This window comes from Ralstonia sp. SA306 (assembly GCF_054792405.1).
Genome location: NZ_CP096451.1, coordinates 1,714,090 through 1,727,494 on the forward strand (window position 1 = coordinate 1,714,090; position 13,405 = coordinate 1,727,494).

Below are 13,405 nucleotides of genomic sequence, written 5' to 3' on the forward strand. Positions count from 1 at the left end.
GCGGTTACTGCATCGACTGCAGATTGCCGATACGTACCAGCATCTCGGTGAACATCTGCATATCGAGGTCGAGGTCCGGCACTTCCTTGTACTCGTTGGCGTTGTGCGCGGTGTATTTCTTGCCGGGCATGGCGGGGCCGAAGTTGATGGCGTTCGGCATCAGCTTGGCGGTTGTACTGCCGGCGGTCGGCACGGGCTTGGCGTCGAGGCCCGTGGTGTCTCCGTAGATGTTGAGCAGCGTCGACAGCCATGCCCCCTTCGGATCGCGCGCCATCCAGTTGCCTTGCTCGTGGTTGATCTCAAGGGCGACATGGTTGGCGTTGGCCCATGCGTTGATCTTGCCGGCGATCTCACCGCGCAGCGCGTCGGGCGTTTTGCCGCGCGGCATGCGCACGTTGGCGGTCACCTCCACGCGGCCATTCTTGTCGCCGATCACCGTAGGCGAGATGGTGAGCGGACCCATGAAGTCGTCCTTGTAGGCGAGGCCCATGGTGTTGCCGAGGTAGTCGGTGCCGTAAAGGTCGGTGAGGTAGCGCACAGCGTGAGCGTAAGCGTTGTCCGCCAGACCGAGATCGGCTGCTCGCAGGAACAGCGCCAGACGCGGCAGCGGGTTAACGCCTTCCTCCGGGCGCGAGCCGTGCGCCGACGTGCCGGTCACCTTCACGACGATGCTGTCCGCGGTGCGCGTGATGTCGATCGCAAACTTGCCCTGTGCGGCCAAGCTGTTCACGAACGCGTCGCGCTTGGCGTCGAGCGCGGCGGCCGCCACGCCCAGATCCCCGCCTTTAAGCGTAGCGGTGGCCGTCTGCGGGACGGAGCTGGCCGACGCCGCACCCGTCATCGAAACGATGGCCGTATGCGCTGCATCGCCGGCCTGCGCAGGGAAAAACACCTTCAGCGCGCCAGTGCCTTTCTCGGCGACCACCGCCGGGTATTTGCTGTCGAGCACGATGTTGTACGCGGGCAATTGCGTGTGCTCGCGGTAGTACTTCATGCCATCGCCACCGGTTTCTTCGGTGGTTTCGATCATCAGACGAATCGTGCGCGCGAGCGGCATGCCGCTGTCCTTGACCGTTTTCATGGCGTACATGGCGGCGGCAATCGAGCCCTTGTCGTCAATCGTGCCGCGGCCGTACAGCAGATTGCCAACGCGCGTGACCTTGAACGGATCGAGCTTGGTGCCGTCGCCGAGCACCCATTCTTCGGGCTTTGCGGGTACGACATCGGCGTGCGTCAGGATGCCGAATTCATCCGAGCCGGTGCCGGGCAGCGTGACTTCAAATACGCGGTTGTCGACGTTGCGATATTTCAGGCCGAAGTCGCGCGCCATGCCCTCGACCAGCTTGCCGAACGCAACGATGGCGGGGTTTTCGTACTGCGGAATTTTGTCGTCACGCACCGTCGGCAGCGCGACCATCTTCTCGATCGAGGCGATCACCGCCTGCTGGTTGTGCAGGCGGTTGTACAGACCCAGCAGACGCCCGATGTTGATGAGGTCATCGCCAGTGAGCGCGGCCTTCTTCTGGTACGCGGCGACGCTACCTGCAACTTGCGGATCAGCCTTGGCGGCTGCCGCTAGAAAACTGCTCAGGTCAGCCGATGCCTTGGATTGTTCGGCGGCGAGCAGCGCGTCGAGTTGCGGTTTCTGAAGCGTGGCGGCAAAGGCGCCGGTGCCGCAAGCCAGCGACAGTGCGATCGTCAGCGAAGACAGGCCAATACGGGCAGTGCGTTGCATCGAAGTGGTTTCCGGAAAAGGGAAAGGCGCCATCATAGGGGCGAAGCGCAAGCCACGCATTGTGCAACGCGAAAAGCGCTAAGCCACGCCCGCTGCGCGGTATGCTTGGAACTTTCCCAGGAGGCTTGCCGCATGGAACCGTCTCTGGATACCGCCCCGGGTCTGCTGAGCGTGCTGGAAGAACTACGCCGGCGCGAACCCATCTTCCATCGCCCCGAACTGGGCACGCGCCGCGAAGACTTCGAGCGCATGACCACGGAAGACTTCTGGGAAACAGGTGCCTCGGGTCAGCGCTATAGCCGCAGCTATGTGCTCGGCGTTCTCGATGCCCGGCACGGCCATATCGGCGAGGATTTCTGGCAAACGCGGGATTTCCGCTGCCAGGAAATTGCGCCCGACAACTACCTGCTAACGTACACGCTGGTGCAATCGAACCGGACAACACGCCGGGCAACGTTGTGGCGGCGGACGGCTGATGGCTGGAAGGTGGTGTATCACCAGGGGACGGTCGTGGCGGAGGCGTAGACACTGCGCGCAGACGTAAAAAAGCCCGCTTTTGCGGGCTTTTTTACTGAAACTTTGGGGTGACTGATGGGATTCGAACCCACGACAACCAGAATCACAATCTGGGACTCTACCAACTGAGCTACAGCCACCATCGTACGAACAGCAAAACTGGCAACTGCTCGGCGAAAACCGAAATTATACAAACATTCTTTCGGCGTGCCTAGGGGGTCATGCAATTTATGCTGCGACCGCCTCGTCAACTGATTCTTCGCCGCGCCGCAAATGGGTCCGGGCCTCATCAAACAGCCTGTGGGCGTCGGCCAGCGTCTTGACGCGACCCAGCGCCTTGGAATCCGACAGCACGCGCCGCCAGCCGCGCGCACCCGCCACGCCACGATACAGTCCCAGCATATGGCGCACCGCAGCACCGGCGTAGCCGCCGCGCTCTACCCAGCGGCCGACGTAGCCGATCATTGCGTCTTCCACCTCTGCGCGCGCGGGGGCCTCGGTGCCTGCGCCGTAGTACCGCGCATCGAACACCGCCATCAGATGCGGATGGTGATATGCCTCGCGGCCGATCATGACGCCATCAATGTGTGCAAGGTGCGTGTCGATCTGCTCCAGCGTCTGCACCCCGCCGTTGAGGAGGATTTCCAGATGCGGAAAATCGCGCTTGAGCTGGTAGACGACTTCATACCGCAGCGGCGGAATCTCGCGATTTTCCTTGGGGCTCAGGCCTTTCAGGATGGCGTTGCGCGCGTGGACGATGAAGGTTTCGCAACCCGCCTCGGCGATGGTGCCAACGAAATCGCGCACGAAATCATAGGTCTCGATGGCGTCGATGCCGATGCGGTGCTTGACCGTGACCGGAATCGACACCGCGTCGCGCATCGCCTTGACGCCCTGGGTGACGAGCTTCGGTTCGGCCATCAGGCACGCGCCGAACGCACCTCGCTGCACGCGCTCAGACGGGCAGCCGCAGTTGAGGTTGATTTCCTTGTAGCCCCATTGCTGGCCGAGACGCGCGGCCTGGGCCAGATCATCGGGTTCGCTGCCGCCGAGCTGCAGTGCCACGGGATGCTCGACCTCGTCGAAATCGAGGTGGCGCGGGACGTCGCCGTGCAGCAGCGCGCCGGTGGTCACCATTTCCGTGTAGAGCCAGGTGTGGCGCGAGATCTGGCGATGGAAGAACCGGCAATGTCGGTCCGTCCAATCCATCATGGGCGCCACCGACAAGCGGCGAGGGTTGGGCGTGGGGCGTTCAGCGGTCACAGCAAGATCAACGATTCAAATTCCAGGCGCGCAGTTTACCGGTTCTAGTCCCACAGCCCCAGCAGCGGATGCTGCTCATGGCGCCACGGCGAGATAAAGAACGCAGCCACTTCATCGTCACGGACAGCGTCGATGTTCGCGTGCTTCCACTTGGGCGCATGGTCCTTGTCGACCGCGAGTGCGCGAATGCCTTCGATACCGTCGCCTTCAGCAAACACATGCGTCATCATGTCCAGCTCGCGGCGCAGTTCATCGGCCAACGTGGTGTGGCGGCCGCGGCGGATCAGCTCAAGCGTCACCGCCATCATCAACGGCGAGCGTTTGGCCATGTGCTCAGCGGTCTGTGCGGCCCATTCGGCCTCCGTGCTGCCAGCCAGATCGGCAAAGATGCCTTGCACGCTGCTCTGGCTGAAGCAGGCGTCGATGGCCTCGCGGTGAGGCGCGATGATGGCCTTGGCATCATCCGGCGTCGATGCGGCTTCGGTAAAGCAGGCAGCGATCTGCTCGGCGCTGCTCCAGTCTCCGTCGCGCAGGCGTTGGACGATGGCCGCCAGCGCCTCGGTGGTGACGTGGCAATCGGCAAGGCCAACCGACAACGCGTCCGCCGCTTCGATCATCTGCCCTGTCACTCCCAGGTATTCGCCCACATGGCCGGGCACGCGCGCCAGGAACCAGCCACCGCCCACGTCCGGGAACAGGCCGATGTTGGTTTCGGGCATGGCCATCTTCGTGCGCTCGGTCACCACGCGCAGCGATGCGCCTTGCGAGATGCCCATGCCACCGCCCATCACCACGCCGTCCATCAGCGCGATGTAGGGCTTGGCATAGCTGAAGATCAGGTGATTGAGGCGGTATTCCTCGGTGAAAAAGGTGATGAGTTGCGGGTCGCCCGCCGTGGCGGCGCGGTGGAAGAAACGGATGTCGCCGCCTGCACACAGGGCCTTGCCGCCCTCGCCACGCAGGATGACGGCGTGGACCTCCGGATCGTGCTGCCAGGCCAGCAGCGCATGCGACATCGCGCGGATCATCTCCAGCGACAGCGCGTTGAGCGCCTGCGGCCGGTTCAGCGTCAGCCAGCCGATGCCGCCGCGTACTTCGGCGATCACGTTGGGTTGGACTTCAGCCTGAGGCGCGATGGAAACAGTGGATTGCATGTCTCGGATGTTGTTGTGGGAATAACGGCTCGCACTGTACACGACAGCGTATTGAAGCGAGGAAGGGCTCTAGCCTGCCCCCTTTCGCAGCGCGGGTGTTGGGCGTATACCTGCCGGTTGGAGACGACACACATCACAACAATCCAATGACCCCTGCGAACGCTACCCCGGGCGCATCCGGTTTTGACCCAGGCCTGATCCTGCTGGCCTTTGCGCCAGTCTTCCTACTGACCATCGGCGCAGAGGCGTGGTACTGGCGCAAGCGCGATCCATCCGTCTACAGCTTCAAGGACACCGTTTCAAACGCCTGCCTCGCACTCATGCACCAGGCGTCGGATGCGTTCTTTCTGTGGCTGATGATCAAGACGGTCTACTCGTGGACGTACAGCCACGGCCTGCGCGCGGTGCCCGAGACGTGGTGGTCCTTCGTGTTGCTCCTGTTGCTGCAGGATTTTCTGTACTACTTCTTCCACCGCGCGAGCCATCGCGTGCGCTGGATGTGGGCCTCGCATGTGACGCACCACTCGTCGGAAGGCATGAATTTTTCGACGGCGTTCCGCCAGAGCCTGACCTATCCGATTTCCGGCATGTGGCTGTTCTGGATTCCGCTTGCCTGGATCGGCTTTACGCCGGACTGGGTGATCCTTGCCGTGGGCCTGAACCTGGCATTCCAGTTCTTCGTGCATACGCGGCTGGGTGCGCTGGATTCGCGCTACGCCGGCTTCTGGCGGTGGCTCGGGCAATACGTGAATACGCCGTCGGTGCATCGCGTGCACCACGCCAAGAACCCGCAGTACATCGACCGAAACTACGCCGGCGTGCTGACTATCTGGGACCGCATGTTCGGCAGCTTCGTGCCGGAGGAAGACGCGCCCATCTTTGGCATCACGCGGCAAGTCCACACACACAACCCGATCGCCCTCACCTTCCACGAATGGCGCGACATGTGGGCTGACGTGTTCCGCGATCGGGACATTCGCTACCTGTGGAAACCACCCGAGTGGCGCAGCCCGCGTGCTGCAGTCGCGGCCGAGGCGATGCCGCTCACATGAATGGCGGCCCGAAGCGCGTGGCGACGCGATCGGTGGAATCGAACAGATCCCGCAGGACGGCGCTGGTGCACGTTGGCTGCACGTAAAGGTAGAAGGTCACCTCCGGCAGTCGCGGCAAGCCGTCTGCTTCGGTCAGCACACGCATGTTGGCGTCGAGCAATTCGGTCGTGCGCGCCGTCACGCCCAGCCCCGCGCTGATCGCAGCCTTGATGCCCGTGAGCGTGGGCGACAGATAACTCGTGCGCCACGGGATGTGGTGCGCGTCCAGGCATTCAATCGACAGCTGACGGAACAGGCTCAGCTCGTCGGCCATGACCAGCGGCACCGGTGCGGCGGGATTGAAGATGAAATCTTCCGCGCAGATCCACACCATCGGCGACGTGCGCAGCTTGATGCCGGGAAACGCATCGTCATAGCGCGTAGAAATCGCCAGATCGAGCGTCTTGTCGCGCAACGCGTCCATCAGGAACGGGCTGCGACCAACGTTGATCTCCATCTGCAATTCCGGCGACAGCTTGGACAACCGCCGCAGCAAATTCGGCAAAATCGAATCGGCCACGTCATGCGGTGAGCCGATGCGGATTTTCTCGATTGGGCCGCCCGTCTGGATCACCTGCACGGCCTGGTCGTTCAGCGCCAGGATCTTGTGCGCATAGGCGACGAGCCGCACGCCATCGGGCGTCATCATCTTGTGGCGGCCGCGTTTTTCGAACAGCGCGCAACCCATTTCCTCCTCCAGCCGCTGCATTTGCTGCGTCACCGCAGACTGCGTGCGCCCCACCCGTGCCGCCGCCGCGGCAAACGTTTCATGCTGTGCAATCGCCACGAACGTGCGCAGCAAATCGATGTCCAGATTTCGCATCTCGATCCCGATACTTCAGAAGCCCTAATCAATTCCAGCCAAGAATTAAATTGTTCTGCGCAATTCTGGCCGATAACCTGCCGGAAACACAAATAACACTGAACGAACAATACGTTCAGGCAGACACCCGAGCCGTGGGGAAATCGCGGTCCGACACTGAATCGGTTTCATACAAAGGAGGAACACCATGTGGGTATGGAAATGGGCGCAAGCCGCCGCGACGCTGACCTTGGGCACGCTAGGCGTGGCAGGTGCGGCGCACGCCGACGCGCTGACGGATATCAAATCGCGCGGCACCCTGGTCTGCGGCACGCAGAACGCCAGCGAGCCTTACGCCTTTCCCGACGCCGCCACACGGCAGATCGTCGGCTTTGACGTGGATGTCTGCAGCGCGTTGGCCAAGGGTCTGGGCGTCAAGCTGGAGCACCGCGCGCTGTCGACCGACGCACGCATTCCTGAACTGAAGACACATCGCGTGGACGTGCTGGCCGCTGCTGTGGCATGGATGCCGGCGCGCGCCGCGCAAGTGGATTTCAGCAACCAATATTTCGTTGCGCCGATCCGCGTGCTGGTGCGGGCTGATTCGCCCATCCAGACGCTCGATCAGCTTGCCAACAAGAAAATCGCCGCATCCGAAGGGTCCAGCTCGGCAGCCGTGTCGGTCACGCGCCTGCCGGATTCGCGCCTGCTGACATTCCACGATATTTCGTCAGCGTATCTGGCCTTGCAACAGGGCAAGGTCGATGGGCTGGTAGCGGGGCAACTCGTGCTGGCCCGCTTTGCCAACGAGGCAGCGCAGAAAGGCGGCCAGCAATATCGCCTGCTGAGCGCACCCGTTTATGAAGAGCGCTGGGGCGTGGTGATGAACAAGAACGAGCCCGCGCTCATGGCGGCGGTCAACAAGGTGCTGGCGGATTACGACCAGTCCAGCGGACTGCAGACGAGCTTCGACAAGTGGCTCGGCGCCAAGTCGGTCTACAAGTTCTCGCGCGACTACAAGGTCGAACCGATCAAGCCGCAGTAAGCCCAAGGCGGCCGACATGTTCGATCTCTCGTTCCTGCTCGAAGACGGCTATCTGCGCCTGTTGCGGGACGGCATCCTGACCACATTGCGTCTGTTTGTCGTCTCGGGCCTGCTGGCCATCGCCGTTGGCGTTTCACTGGCCACGCTGCGCGCGCTGCCGGTACGCGTGTTCAAGGCGTTCGTCATCGTGGTTGTCGAATACCACCGCAACGTGCCAATGCTGGTGCAGATCCTGGTGTGGTATTTCGGCATCCCGCAGTTGCTGCCGGAATCGCTCAAAGTATGGATCAACGCCGGCAACACCGAGTTCTTCTTCGCGGCGATCGCCCTGGCGCTGAACTCAGGCGCGTTCATCTCCGAAGACCTGCGCTCGGGCCTGCGTGCGATCCCGCATACGCAGCAGGAGGCGGCCTGGTCGATCGGGCTGACGCATCTGCAGGCGCTGCGTTACGTGATCCTTCCGCAGGGGATTCGCGTGGCGCTGCCCGCGCTGCTCAACCAGGCGCTATTGCTGTTCAAGAACAGCTCGCTCGCGATGGCCATCGGCGTGCACGAATTGCTCTACCGCACGCGGCAGATCGACAACCTCACCTTCCGCACGTTTGATGTGTTCCTCATCGCCACGCTGCTGTATCTGCTCGGCACGCTCGCGTTGATGTCGCTGTCGGATCGCGTTGCCAAGCGTCGTACGACGCCACTGGGGGTCTGACGCATGCTTGAAATCCTGCATGACTATCTGGCGTTGTTCCTGGTCGGGTCGTGGCCGAACGGGCCGCTGGGCGGCGTAGCGGTGACGCTGGTGCTTTCGGTGCTGGGCTTGGTGATGTCGTTCCCGATTGCAGTGCTGATCGGTCTGGCGCACGTGAGCCCCTGGCGCTGGCTGCGTCGTATTGCCGGTGTTTGGTCTCGCCTGGTGCGCGGCATTCCGCTGCTGATGATCATCTTCTGGGCTTACTTTGCGGTGCCGCTGCTGGTGGGCAAGGAAGTGTCGGCGTTCACCACGGCGGTCTGCGCGATCATCGTCTACGAGAGCGCATTCCTCTCGCAGATTGTGCGCGCGGGGCTCGAGGGCCTGCCGCGCGGGCAGATGGAAGCAGCGCGCTCGAACGGCCTGTCCTGGCTGCAGAGCATGCACTACGTGCAACTGCCGCAAGCGCTGACCAACATGCTGCCGTCGATCGTCAACCAGTTCGTGTCGATCATCAAGGCAACGTCGCTCGCCTATGTGATTGGCGTGCCGGAGCTGACGTACTCGGCGGCGCAGGTCAACACCATCACGCTGACCAAGCCGCTGGAGACCTTCCTCGTGCTGGCTGCCTTCTACTTCGTTCTGTGCTTCGCCATCTCCCGCTTCGCGGGGCAGCTGGAGCGCCGCATTGCCCGCCATCGCGCTGGGCTTGCCTAGGAACAAACCCTTGCCGGAGACCACTTCCCATGCTGGCATTTGAAAACGTCGACAAGTATTACGACGACTACCACGCGCTCAAAGGCATCAACGCCACCATCGAACGCGGTGAAGTCGTTGTGGTGTGCGGGCCCTCGGGCTCGGGCAAATCCACGCTGATCCGCACGGTCACGCGGCTGGAGGGCATCCACGGCGGATGCATCCGCTTTGAAGGACGCGATGTCCATGCGCGCGATGTGCGCGTCAACCAATTGCGTGCGCGCATCGGCTTCGTGTTCCAGAACTTCAACCTGTTCCAGAACCTGTCGGTGCGGCAGAACCTGATCCTCGGGCCGACCAAGGTGCTCGGTCTATCGCGCGACGAAGCGACGGCGCAGGCCGAAGCGCTGCTTGCCAAGGTCGGCCTTGCCCACAAGATCGACGCGATGCCCGAGAACCTCTCGGGCGGCCAGCAGCAGCGCGTGGCCATTGCGCGGGCGCTGGCGATGAAGCCGCCGCTCATGCTGTTTGACGAGCCGACCAGCGCTCTCGATCCCGAGATGGTGCAAGAGGTTCTGCACGTGATGCGCGAGCTGGCAGACGACGGTCTCACCATGATGATCGTCACCCACGAGATGGGCTTCGCGCGCGATGTGTCGAGCCGTGTCTGGTTCATGGACCAGGGCGAGTTGCTGGAGGACTCGCCGCCCAACCAGTTCTTCAGCCGCCCGAAACACGCCCGCGCTCAGCGCTTTCTGCAAGACGTCCTGCGGCCTGCCCCGCGCATTGCTGAACTCGTCGCCTGATACCGACAACGACAACAACGCCACGTAATACAACGCAAGGCGCCCCAATACCTCAGGAGAATCCCATCCATGTCCACATCTCTTCCTCTGCAACGCCAAGCGGCAGTCAATGACGCGATTGCCGCCATGAAGGCCGCACTCGCACCCGAAGGTGAAACGCGTCCCGCACTGGCGGACGTACTCGAACAGGTCAAAGGTCTCGCCGCGCGCACGGAGTTCTGGCAGGAAACCGACTTCCCGCCTCCCAGCGACGGCGAGCTGCAAGCCCGCTACCTGATTCACGAAGATGCCGACCAGACCTACGCGCTGTACCTGAACGTCATGCGCCCGGGCAAGAAGATCACGCCGCACAACCACACCACGTGGGCCTGCATCGCCGCCGTGGATGGCACGGAATACAACTATGTCTACCGCCGCACCGATGACCGCACCACGCCCGGCGTCGGCACGCTGGAAATGACCGACACCGTCGTCGTCGAACCCGGTACCGGCATCGCGCTGGCAGCCGAAGACATCCACGCCGTTGAGATCAAGGGCGAGGCTCCCATCCGCCATCTGCACATGTACGGACGCGCGCTCGAAACGCTGACCGAGCGCATCACGTTCGACCTTGCCACTGGTCGCTACCAGACCATGGGCATTGGCGTGAAGACCCGCCGCTAACCGGCCAGCTTCAACCCGAATCGCGTTGCCTGCAATCCGCGCTGCGTGCGCGGAGGGGCGTCGCTCACCCTTTTGATTCGTTTCGCATCGATATGACATCGTTCGTTACCGCCCAGACCCTGAAAGCGTGGCTGCATGACGGCGCCGAGATCGCGCTGTTCGACGTGCGCGAGCACGGCCAGTACGGCGAAGCCCACCTCTTCTACGCCATCCCGCTGCCGTACAGCCGTCTTGAGATCGATGTCCCGCGGCTCGCGCCTCGCCGCGCGGTGCGCATGGTCGTTTATGACGACAACGATGGCGTTGCCGAGCGCGCGGCTGAACGACTGACCGCCATCGGCTACACCAATGTGCACGTGCTGCAAGGCGGCGCGCAGGGCTGGACCCACGCAGGCTTCACGCTGTTTGCCGGCGTCAACGTGCCGTCCAAAACCTTCGGTGAACTCGTCGAGATGGCGTACCACACGCCACGCGTCACCGCACGCGAGCTTGCGGCCATGCGCGAACGCGGCGACGACGTCGTCATCGTCGACGGCCGACCCGTCAGCGAATATCTGAAGATGACGATCCCGTCGTCGATCTGCTGCCCGAACGGCGAGCTGGGGCTGCGCATCCGCGAGCTTGTCCCGGACGCGACCACGCCGATCGTCGTCAACTGCGCGGGGCGCACACGCAGCATCATCGGCGCGCAGACGCTGATCAACCTGGGCATCCCCAACCCGGTGATGGCGCTGGAGAACGGAACGCAAGGCTGGTGCCTGGAAGACCTTCCGCTGGAGCACGGCAGCACGCGCCGTTACCCCGACGTCGTTACGCCCGCTACTGTCAAGGACATGCGCGAGGCCAGTCAGCAACTCGCCGCTCGCTTTGCAGTGCCCGAGGTGGATGCAGCAACAGTCGCACGTTGGGCTGCACACGGTGAGCACAGCGTCTTCCTGTGCGATGTCCGCACGCCCGAGGAATTCGCCAGCGGCAGCCTGCCGGGAGCGCAGCATGCGCCGGGCGGACAGTTGATTCAGGCAACCGATCAGTACGTCGGCGTACGCCATGCCCGCCTCGTGCTCTTCGATGCCGACGGCGTGCGTGCGCCAATCGTTGCGAGCTGGCTGCGGCAACTCGGCCACGATGCCTATGTGCTGCGCGAGGGATTGAACAGCAACGCAAGCCTGCAGGTGGCCCCCACCGCGTTGCCGCAACCGTTACCGGAAATCAGTGCGCAAGCGCTCTCCACCCTGCTTGCGGCCAGTACCGCACAAGTGATCGACTTGCGCTCCAGCATGGCCTTCCGCCGCGCCCACGTGCCTGGCGCCACATGGGCTATTCGTCCGCGCTTGCCGGCCCTGGCCGCTGACCGCGATACCGTGCTGATCGCTGACGACCCGCGCATCGCACAACTCGCCGCAGCAGATTGGATCGCAAACGCACCCCAGACCGCGTCGCGTCTCAAACTCCTCGCCGGAAGCGTCGCCGCGTGGACTGCCGCTGGCTACGTCACCGAAGGTTCCGAGAACGTCCCGCCCGACGCCGATTGCATCGACTATCTCTTCTTCGTGCATGATCGGCATGACGGCAACAAGGCTGCGGCAAGGCAATACCTGGCCTGGGAAACCGGCCTGCTCGCCCAGCTCGACGCGCAGGAGCTTGGCGCCTTCCGCGTGGGCGCCGGTGCCGCGCAGTCATGACGCTCAACCTTCGAGACCCACGCACCATGTCATCGCAGAAAACCGAGCCACGATTGGCAACCCGAGTCGCGACTCGCCTCATCAAGGGCGGCACATCACCCGCCTTTGAAGGCGGCCGAGCCGTCAACCCGCCCGTCGTGCGCGCCTCCACCGTGCTGTTCGATTCGATGGACGAGATGAACGACGCGCGCCGCCGTCGCGGCACCGAACGCATGTTCACCTACGGCGCGCGCGGCAACCCGACGGGCTTTGCGCTGGAAGACGTTGTCGCGCAACTCGAAGGCGGCTATCGCACGCGGCTCTTCCCGACTGGCCTGGCCGCCATCTCGATGGTTTTCCTGGCCTTCGCCCGCCCAGGGGATCACGTATTGATTGCCGATTGCGTCTACCAGCCGCTGCGTCATTTCGTCGATAGGTTCCTGCGCCCCTGGGGCGTGGAGGTGACGTATTTCTGCGCCGACGGCAACGATGTCGCACAGCAGCTCAAAACGACGACCAAGCTCGTCTACGTGGAATGCCCGGGCTCGCTCGTCTATGAGATGTGCGATCTGCCCGCGCTGGCTGAGATTGCGCATCGCCATGGGGCGCTGGTCATCGCCGACAACACGTGGGGTTCGGGCCTGCAATACCGCCCACTCACACTGGGCGCCGACGTATCGGTCATGGCGGCAACCAAGTACCTGAGCGGCCACTCCGACGTGATGATGGGCACGGTGACCACCACACAGGCGTGCTGGCAAACGCTCGCCACGATGTGCGACGCCCAAGGCGTGGCTGTCAGCCCCGACGATGCCTATCTCGTGCTGCGCGGCACGCGCACGCTGGCCGCGCGCCTCGCCATGCATGAACGTAACGCGCTGGAGATTGCGCATTGGCTTGTGGCGCGCCCGGAAGTGGCACGTGTCTTTTGTCCCGCGCTTCCCGAAGACCCCGGCCACGCATTGTGGCAACGCGACTGCAGCGGCACCAACGGACTCGTCTCGTTCGAATTCGCCCAAGCAGATGCGCAAACCGCTGGGCGCTTCGTCGATGCACTCACGCTGTTTGGCATCGGTGCTTCATGGGGCGGCTTCGAGAGTCTTGCGACGGTCAGCAATGTGGCGGGCACGCGCACCTGCACGGATTGGTCCAGAGCGGGCCCGATCGTGCGCCTGCATATCGGACTGGAAGACCCGCAAGACCTGATCGGCGATCTGGCACAAGCCTTCGCGCGCATCCAGACGTAACGCCACCGGCATGGCCGGACGAAAAAAAAACGCCCCGA

Annotated in this window: 13 protein-coding genes and 1 tRNA gene; 9 read left to right on the forward strand and 5 right to left on the reverse strand. The window is 63.2% G+C overall.

Features of this window, described 5'->3' with window-relative positions; genetic code table 11:
- Nucleotides 1–4 precede the first annotated feature (4 nt).
- Nucleotides 5–1,735: a dipeptidase gene (locus tag M1D44_RS08245; protein ID WP_316853747.1), complete on the reverse strand. Its 1,731-nt coding sequence runs from the start codon at nucleotides 1,733–1,735 to the stop codon at nucleotides 5–7.
- Between the two features lie 132 nt (nucleotides 1,736–1,867).
- On the opposite strand from M1D44_RS08245, the gene M1D44_RS08250 reads away from it, so the two are divergent.
- Complete coding sequence (locus tag M1D44_RS08250; protein ID WP_112185083.1) at nucleotides 1,868–2,260, forward strand: nuclear transport factor 2 family protein; 393 nt, start codon at nucleotides 1,868–1,870, stop codon at nucleotides 2,258–2,260.
- Between the two features lie 55 nt (nucleotides 2,261–2,315).
- On the opposite strand, the gene M1D44_RS08255 is transcribed toward M1D44_RS08250, so the two are convergent.
- The 3 genes from M1D44_RS08255 to M1D44_RS08265 form a co-directional block, all read right to left on the reverse strand.
- Nucleotides 2,316–2,391: transfer RNA gene (locus M1D44_RS08255), tRNA-His, on the reverse strand.
- Nucleotides 2,392–2,479: 88 nt separating this feature from the next.
- A complete protein-coding gene (gene dusA, locus M1D44_RS08260) occupies nucleotides 2,480–3,514 on the reverse strand; it encodes a tRNA dihydrouridine(20/20a) synthase DusA (RefSeq protein WP_316853748.1) in 1,035 nt (344 codons plus the stop codon).
- A 44-nt stretch (nucleotides 3,515–3,558) separates the two neighbouring features.
- Nucleotides 3,559–4,668 (reverse strand): enoyl-CoA hydratase/isomerase family protein, encoded by a 1,110-nt coding sequence (locus tag M1D44_RS08265; protein WP_112185087.1) that lies wholly within the window; start codon nucleotides 4,666–4,668, stop codon nucleotides 3,559–3,561.
- Nucleotides 4,669–4,814: 146 nt separating this feature from the next.
- Here M1D44_RS08265 and M1D44_RS08270 point away from each other — a divergent pair, with 146 nt between their 5' ends.
- The gene (locus M1D44_RS08270; protein ID WP_112185089.1) at nucleotides 4,815–5,720 is read left to right on the forward strand and encodes a sterol desaturase family protein; all 906 of its coding nucleotides are present in this window, start codon (nucleotides 4,815–4,817) and stop codon (nucleotides 5,718–5,720) included.
- Here the strand turns inward: M1D44_RS08270 and M1D44_RS08275 are convergent.
- The gene (locus M1D44_RS08275) at nucleotides 5,713–6,582 is read right to left on the reverse strand and encodes a LysR substrate-binding domain-containing protein (protein WP_316853749.1); all 870 of its coding nucleotides are present in this window, start codon (nucleotides 6,580–6,582) and stop codon (nucleotides 5,713–5,715) included. The two genes, M1D44_RS08270 and M1D44_RS08275, sit on opposite strands and share 8 nt — an antisense overlap.
- Nucleotides 6,583–6,769: 187 nt before the next feature.
- Here M1D44_RS08275 and M1D44_RS08280 point away from each other — a divergent pair, with 187 nt between their 5' ends.
- The 7 genes from M1D44_RS08280 (at nucleotide 6,770) to metC (ending at nucleotide 13,367) form a co-directional block, all read left to right on the forward strand.
- Entirely contained in the window at nucleotides 6,770–7,606 is an 837-nt protein-coding gene (locus tag M1D44_RS08280) for a transporter substrate-binding domain-containing protein (protein WP_024975901.1), read from the forward strand.
- 16 nt (nucleotides 7,607–7,622) lie between these two features.
- On the forward strand, nucleotides 7,623–8,315 hold the full coding sequence (locus M1D44_RS08285; protein WP_092971401.1) for an amino acid ABC transporter permease: 693 nt from the start codon (nucleotides 7,623–7,625) through the stop codon (nucleotides 8,313–8,315).
- A gap of 3 nt (nucleotides 8,316–8,318) precedes the next feature.
- Nucleotides 8,319–9,011: an amino acid ABC transporter permease gene (locus M1D44_RS08290; protein WP_112185093.1), complete on the forward strand. Its 693-nt coding sequence runs from the start codon at nucleotides 8,319–8,321 to the stop codon at nucleotides 9,009–9,011.
- A 29-nt stretch (nucleotides 9,012–9,040) separates the two neighbouring features.
- Nucleotides 9,041–9,796, forward strand: coding sequence for an amino acid ABC transporter ATP-binding protein (locus M1D44_RS08295; RefSeq protein ID WP_316853750.1), 756 nt, complete (start codon nucleotides 9,041–9,043; stop codon nucleotides 9,794–9,796).
- A gap of 69 nt (nucleotides 9,797–9,865) precedes the next feature.
- Nucleotides 9,866–10,459, forward strand: a complete 594-nt coding sequence (locus M1D44_RS08300; protein ID WP_024975905.1) for a cysteine dioxygenase family protein — start codon at nucleotides 9,866–9,868, stop codon at nucleotides 10,457–10,459.
- A 92-nt stretch (nucleotides 10,460–10,551) separates the two neighbouring features.
- Nucleotides 10,552–12,141 (forward strand): rhodanese-like domain-containing protein, encoded by a 1,590-nt coding sequence (locus tag M1D44_RS08305; protein WP_112185095.1) that lies wholly within the window; start codon nucleotides 10,552–10,554, stop codon nucleotides 12,139–12,141.
- Nucleotides 12,142–12,167: 26 nt separating this feature from the next.
- Nucleotides 12,168–13,367, forward strand: coding sequence for a cystathionine beta-lyase (gene metC, locus M1D44_RS08310; RefSeq protein WP_316853751.1), 1,200 nt, complete (start codon nucleotides 12,168–12,170; stop codon nucleotides 13,365–13,367).
- Nucleotides 13,368–13,405 lie beyond the last annotated feature (38 nt).

Bases quoted from the DNA above. Each gene is read 5' to 3' on its own strand.
- M1D44_RS08275 (WP_316853749.1), bottom strand. From the start codon at position 6,582: ATGCGAAATCTGGACATCGATTTGCTGCGCACGTTCGTGGCGATTGCA.
- M1D44_RS08285 (WP_092971401.1), top strand. From the start codon at position 7,623: ATGTTCGATCTCTCGTTCCTGCTCGAAGACGGCTATCTGCGCCTGTTG.
- M1D44_RS08250 (WP_112185083.1), top strand. From the start codon at position 1,868: ATGGAACCGTCTCTGGATACCGCCCCGGGTCTGCTGAGCGTGCTGGAA.
- metC (WP_316853751.1), top strand. From the start codon at position 12,168: ATGTCATCGCAGAAAACCGAGCCACGATTGGCAACCCGAGTCGCGACT.
- M1D44_RS08295 (WP_316853750.1), top strand. From the start codon at position 9,041: ATGCTGGCATTTGAAAACGTCGACAAGTATTACGACGACTACCACGCG.
- M1D44_RS08245 (WP_316853747.1), bottom strand. From the start codon at position 1,735: ATGCAACGCACTGCCCGTATTGGCCTGTCTTCGCTGACGATCGCACTG.
- M1D44_RS08300 (WP_024975905.1), top strand. From the start codon at position 9,866: ATGTCCACATCTCTTCCTCTGCAACGCCAAGCGGCAGTCAATGACGCG.
- M1D44_RS08280 (WP_024975901.1), top strand. From the start codon at position 6,770: ATGTGGGTATGGAAATGGGCGCAAGCCGCCGCGACGCTGACCTTGGGC.
- M1D44_RS08265 (WP_112185087.1), bottom strand. From the start codon at position 4,668: ATGCAATCCACTGTTTCCATCGCGCCTCAGGCTGAAGTCCAACCCAAC.
- M1D44_RS08270 (WP_112185089.1), top strand. From the start codon at position 4,815: ATGACCCCTGCGAACGCTACCCCGGGCGCATCCGGTTTTGACCCAGGC.
- M1D44_RS08305 (WP_112185095.1), top strand. From the start codon at position 10,552: ATGACATCGTTCGTTACCGCCCAGACCCTGAAAGCGTGGCTGCATGAC.
- M1D44_RS08290 (WP_112185093.1), top strand. From the start codon at position 8,319: ATGCTTGAAATCCTGCATGACTATCTGGCGTTGTTCCTGGTCGGGTCG.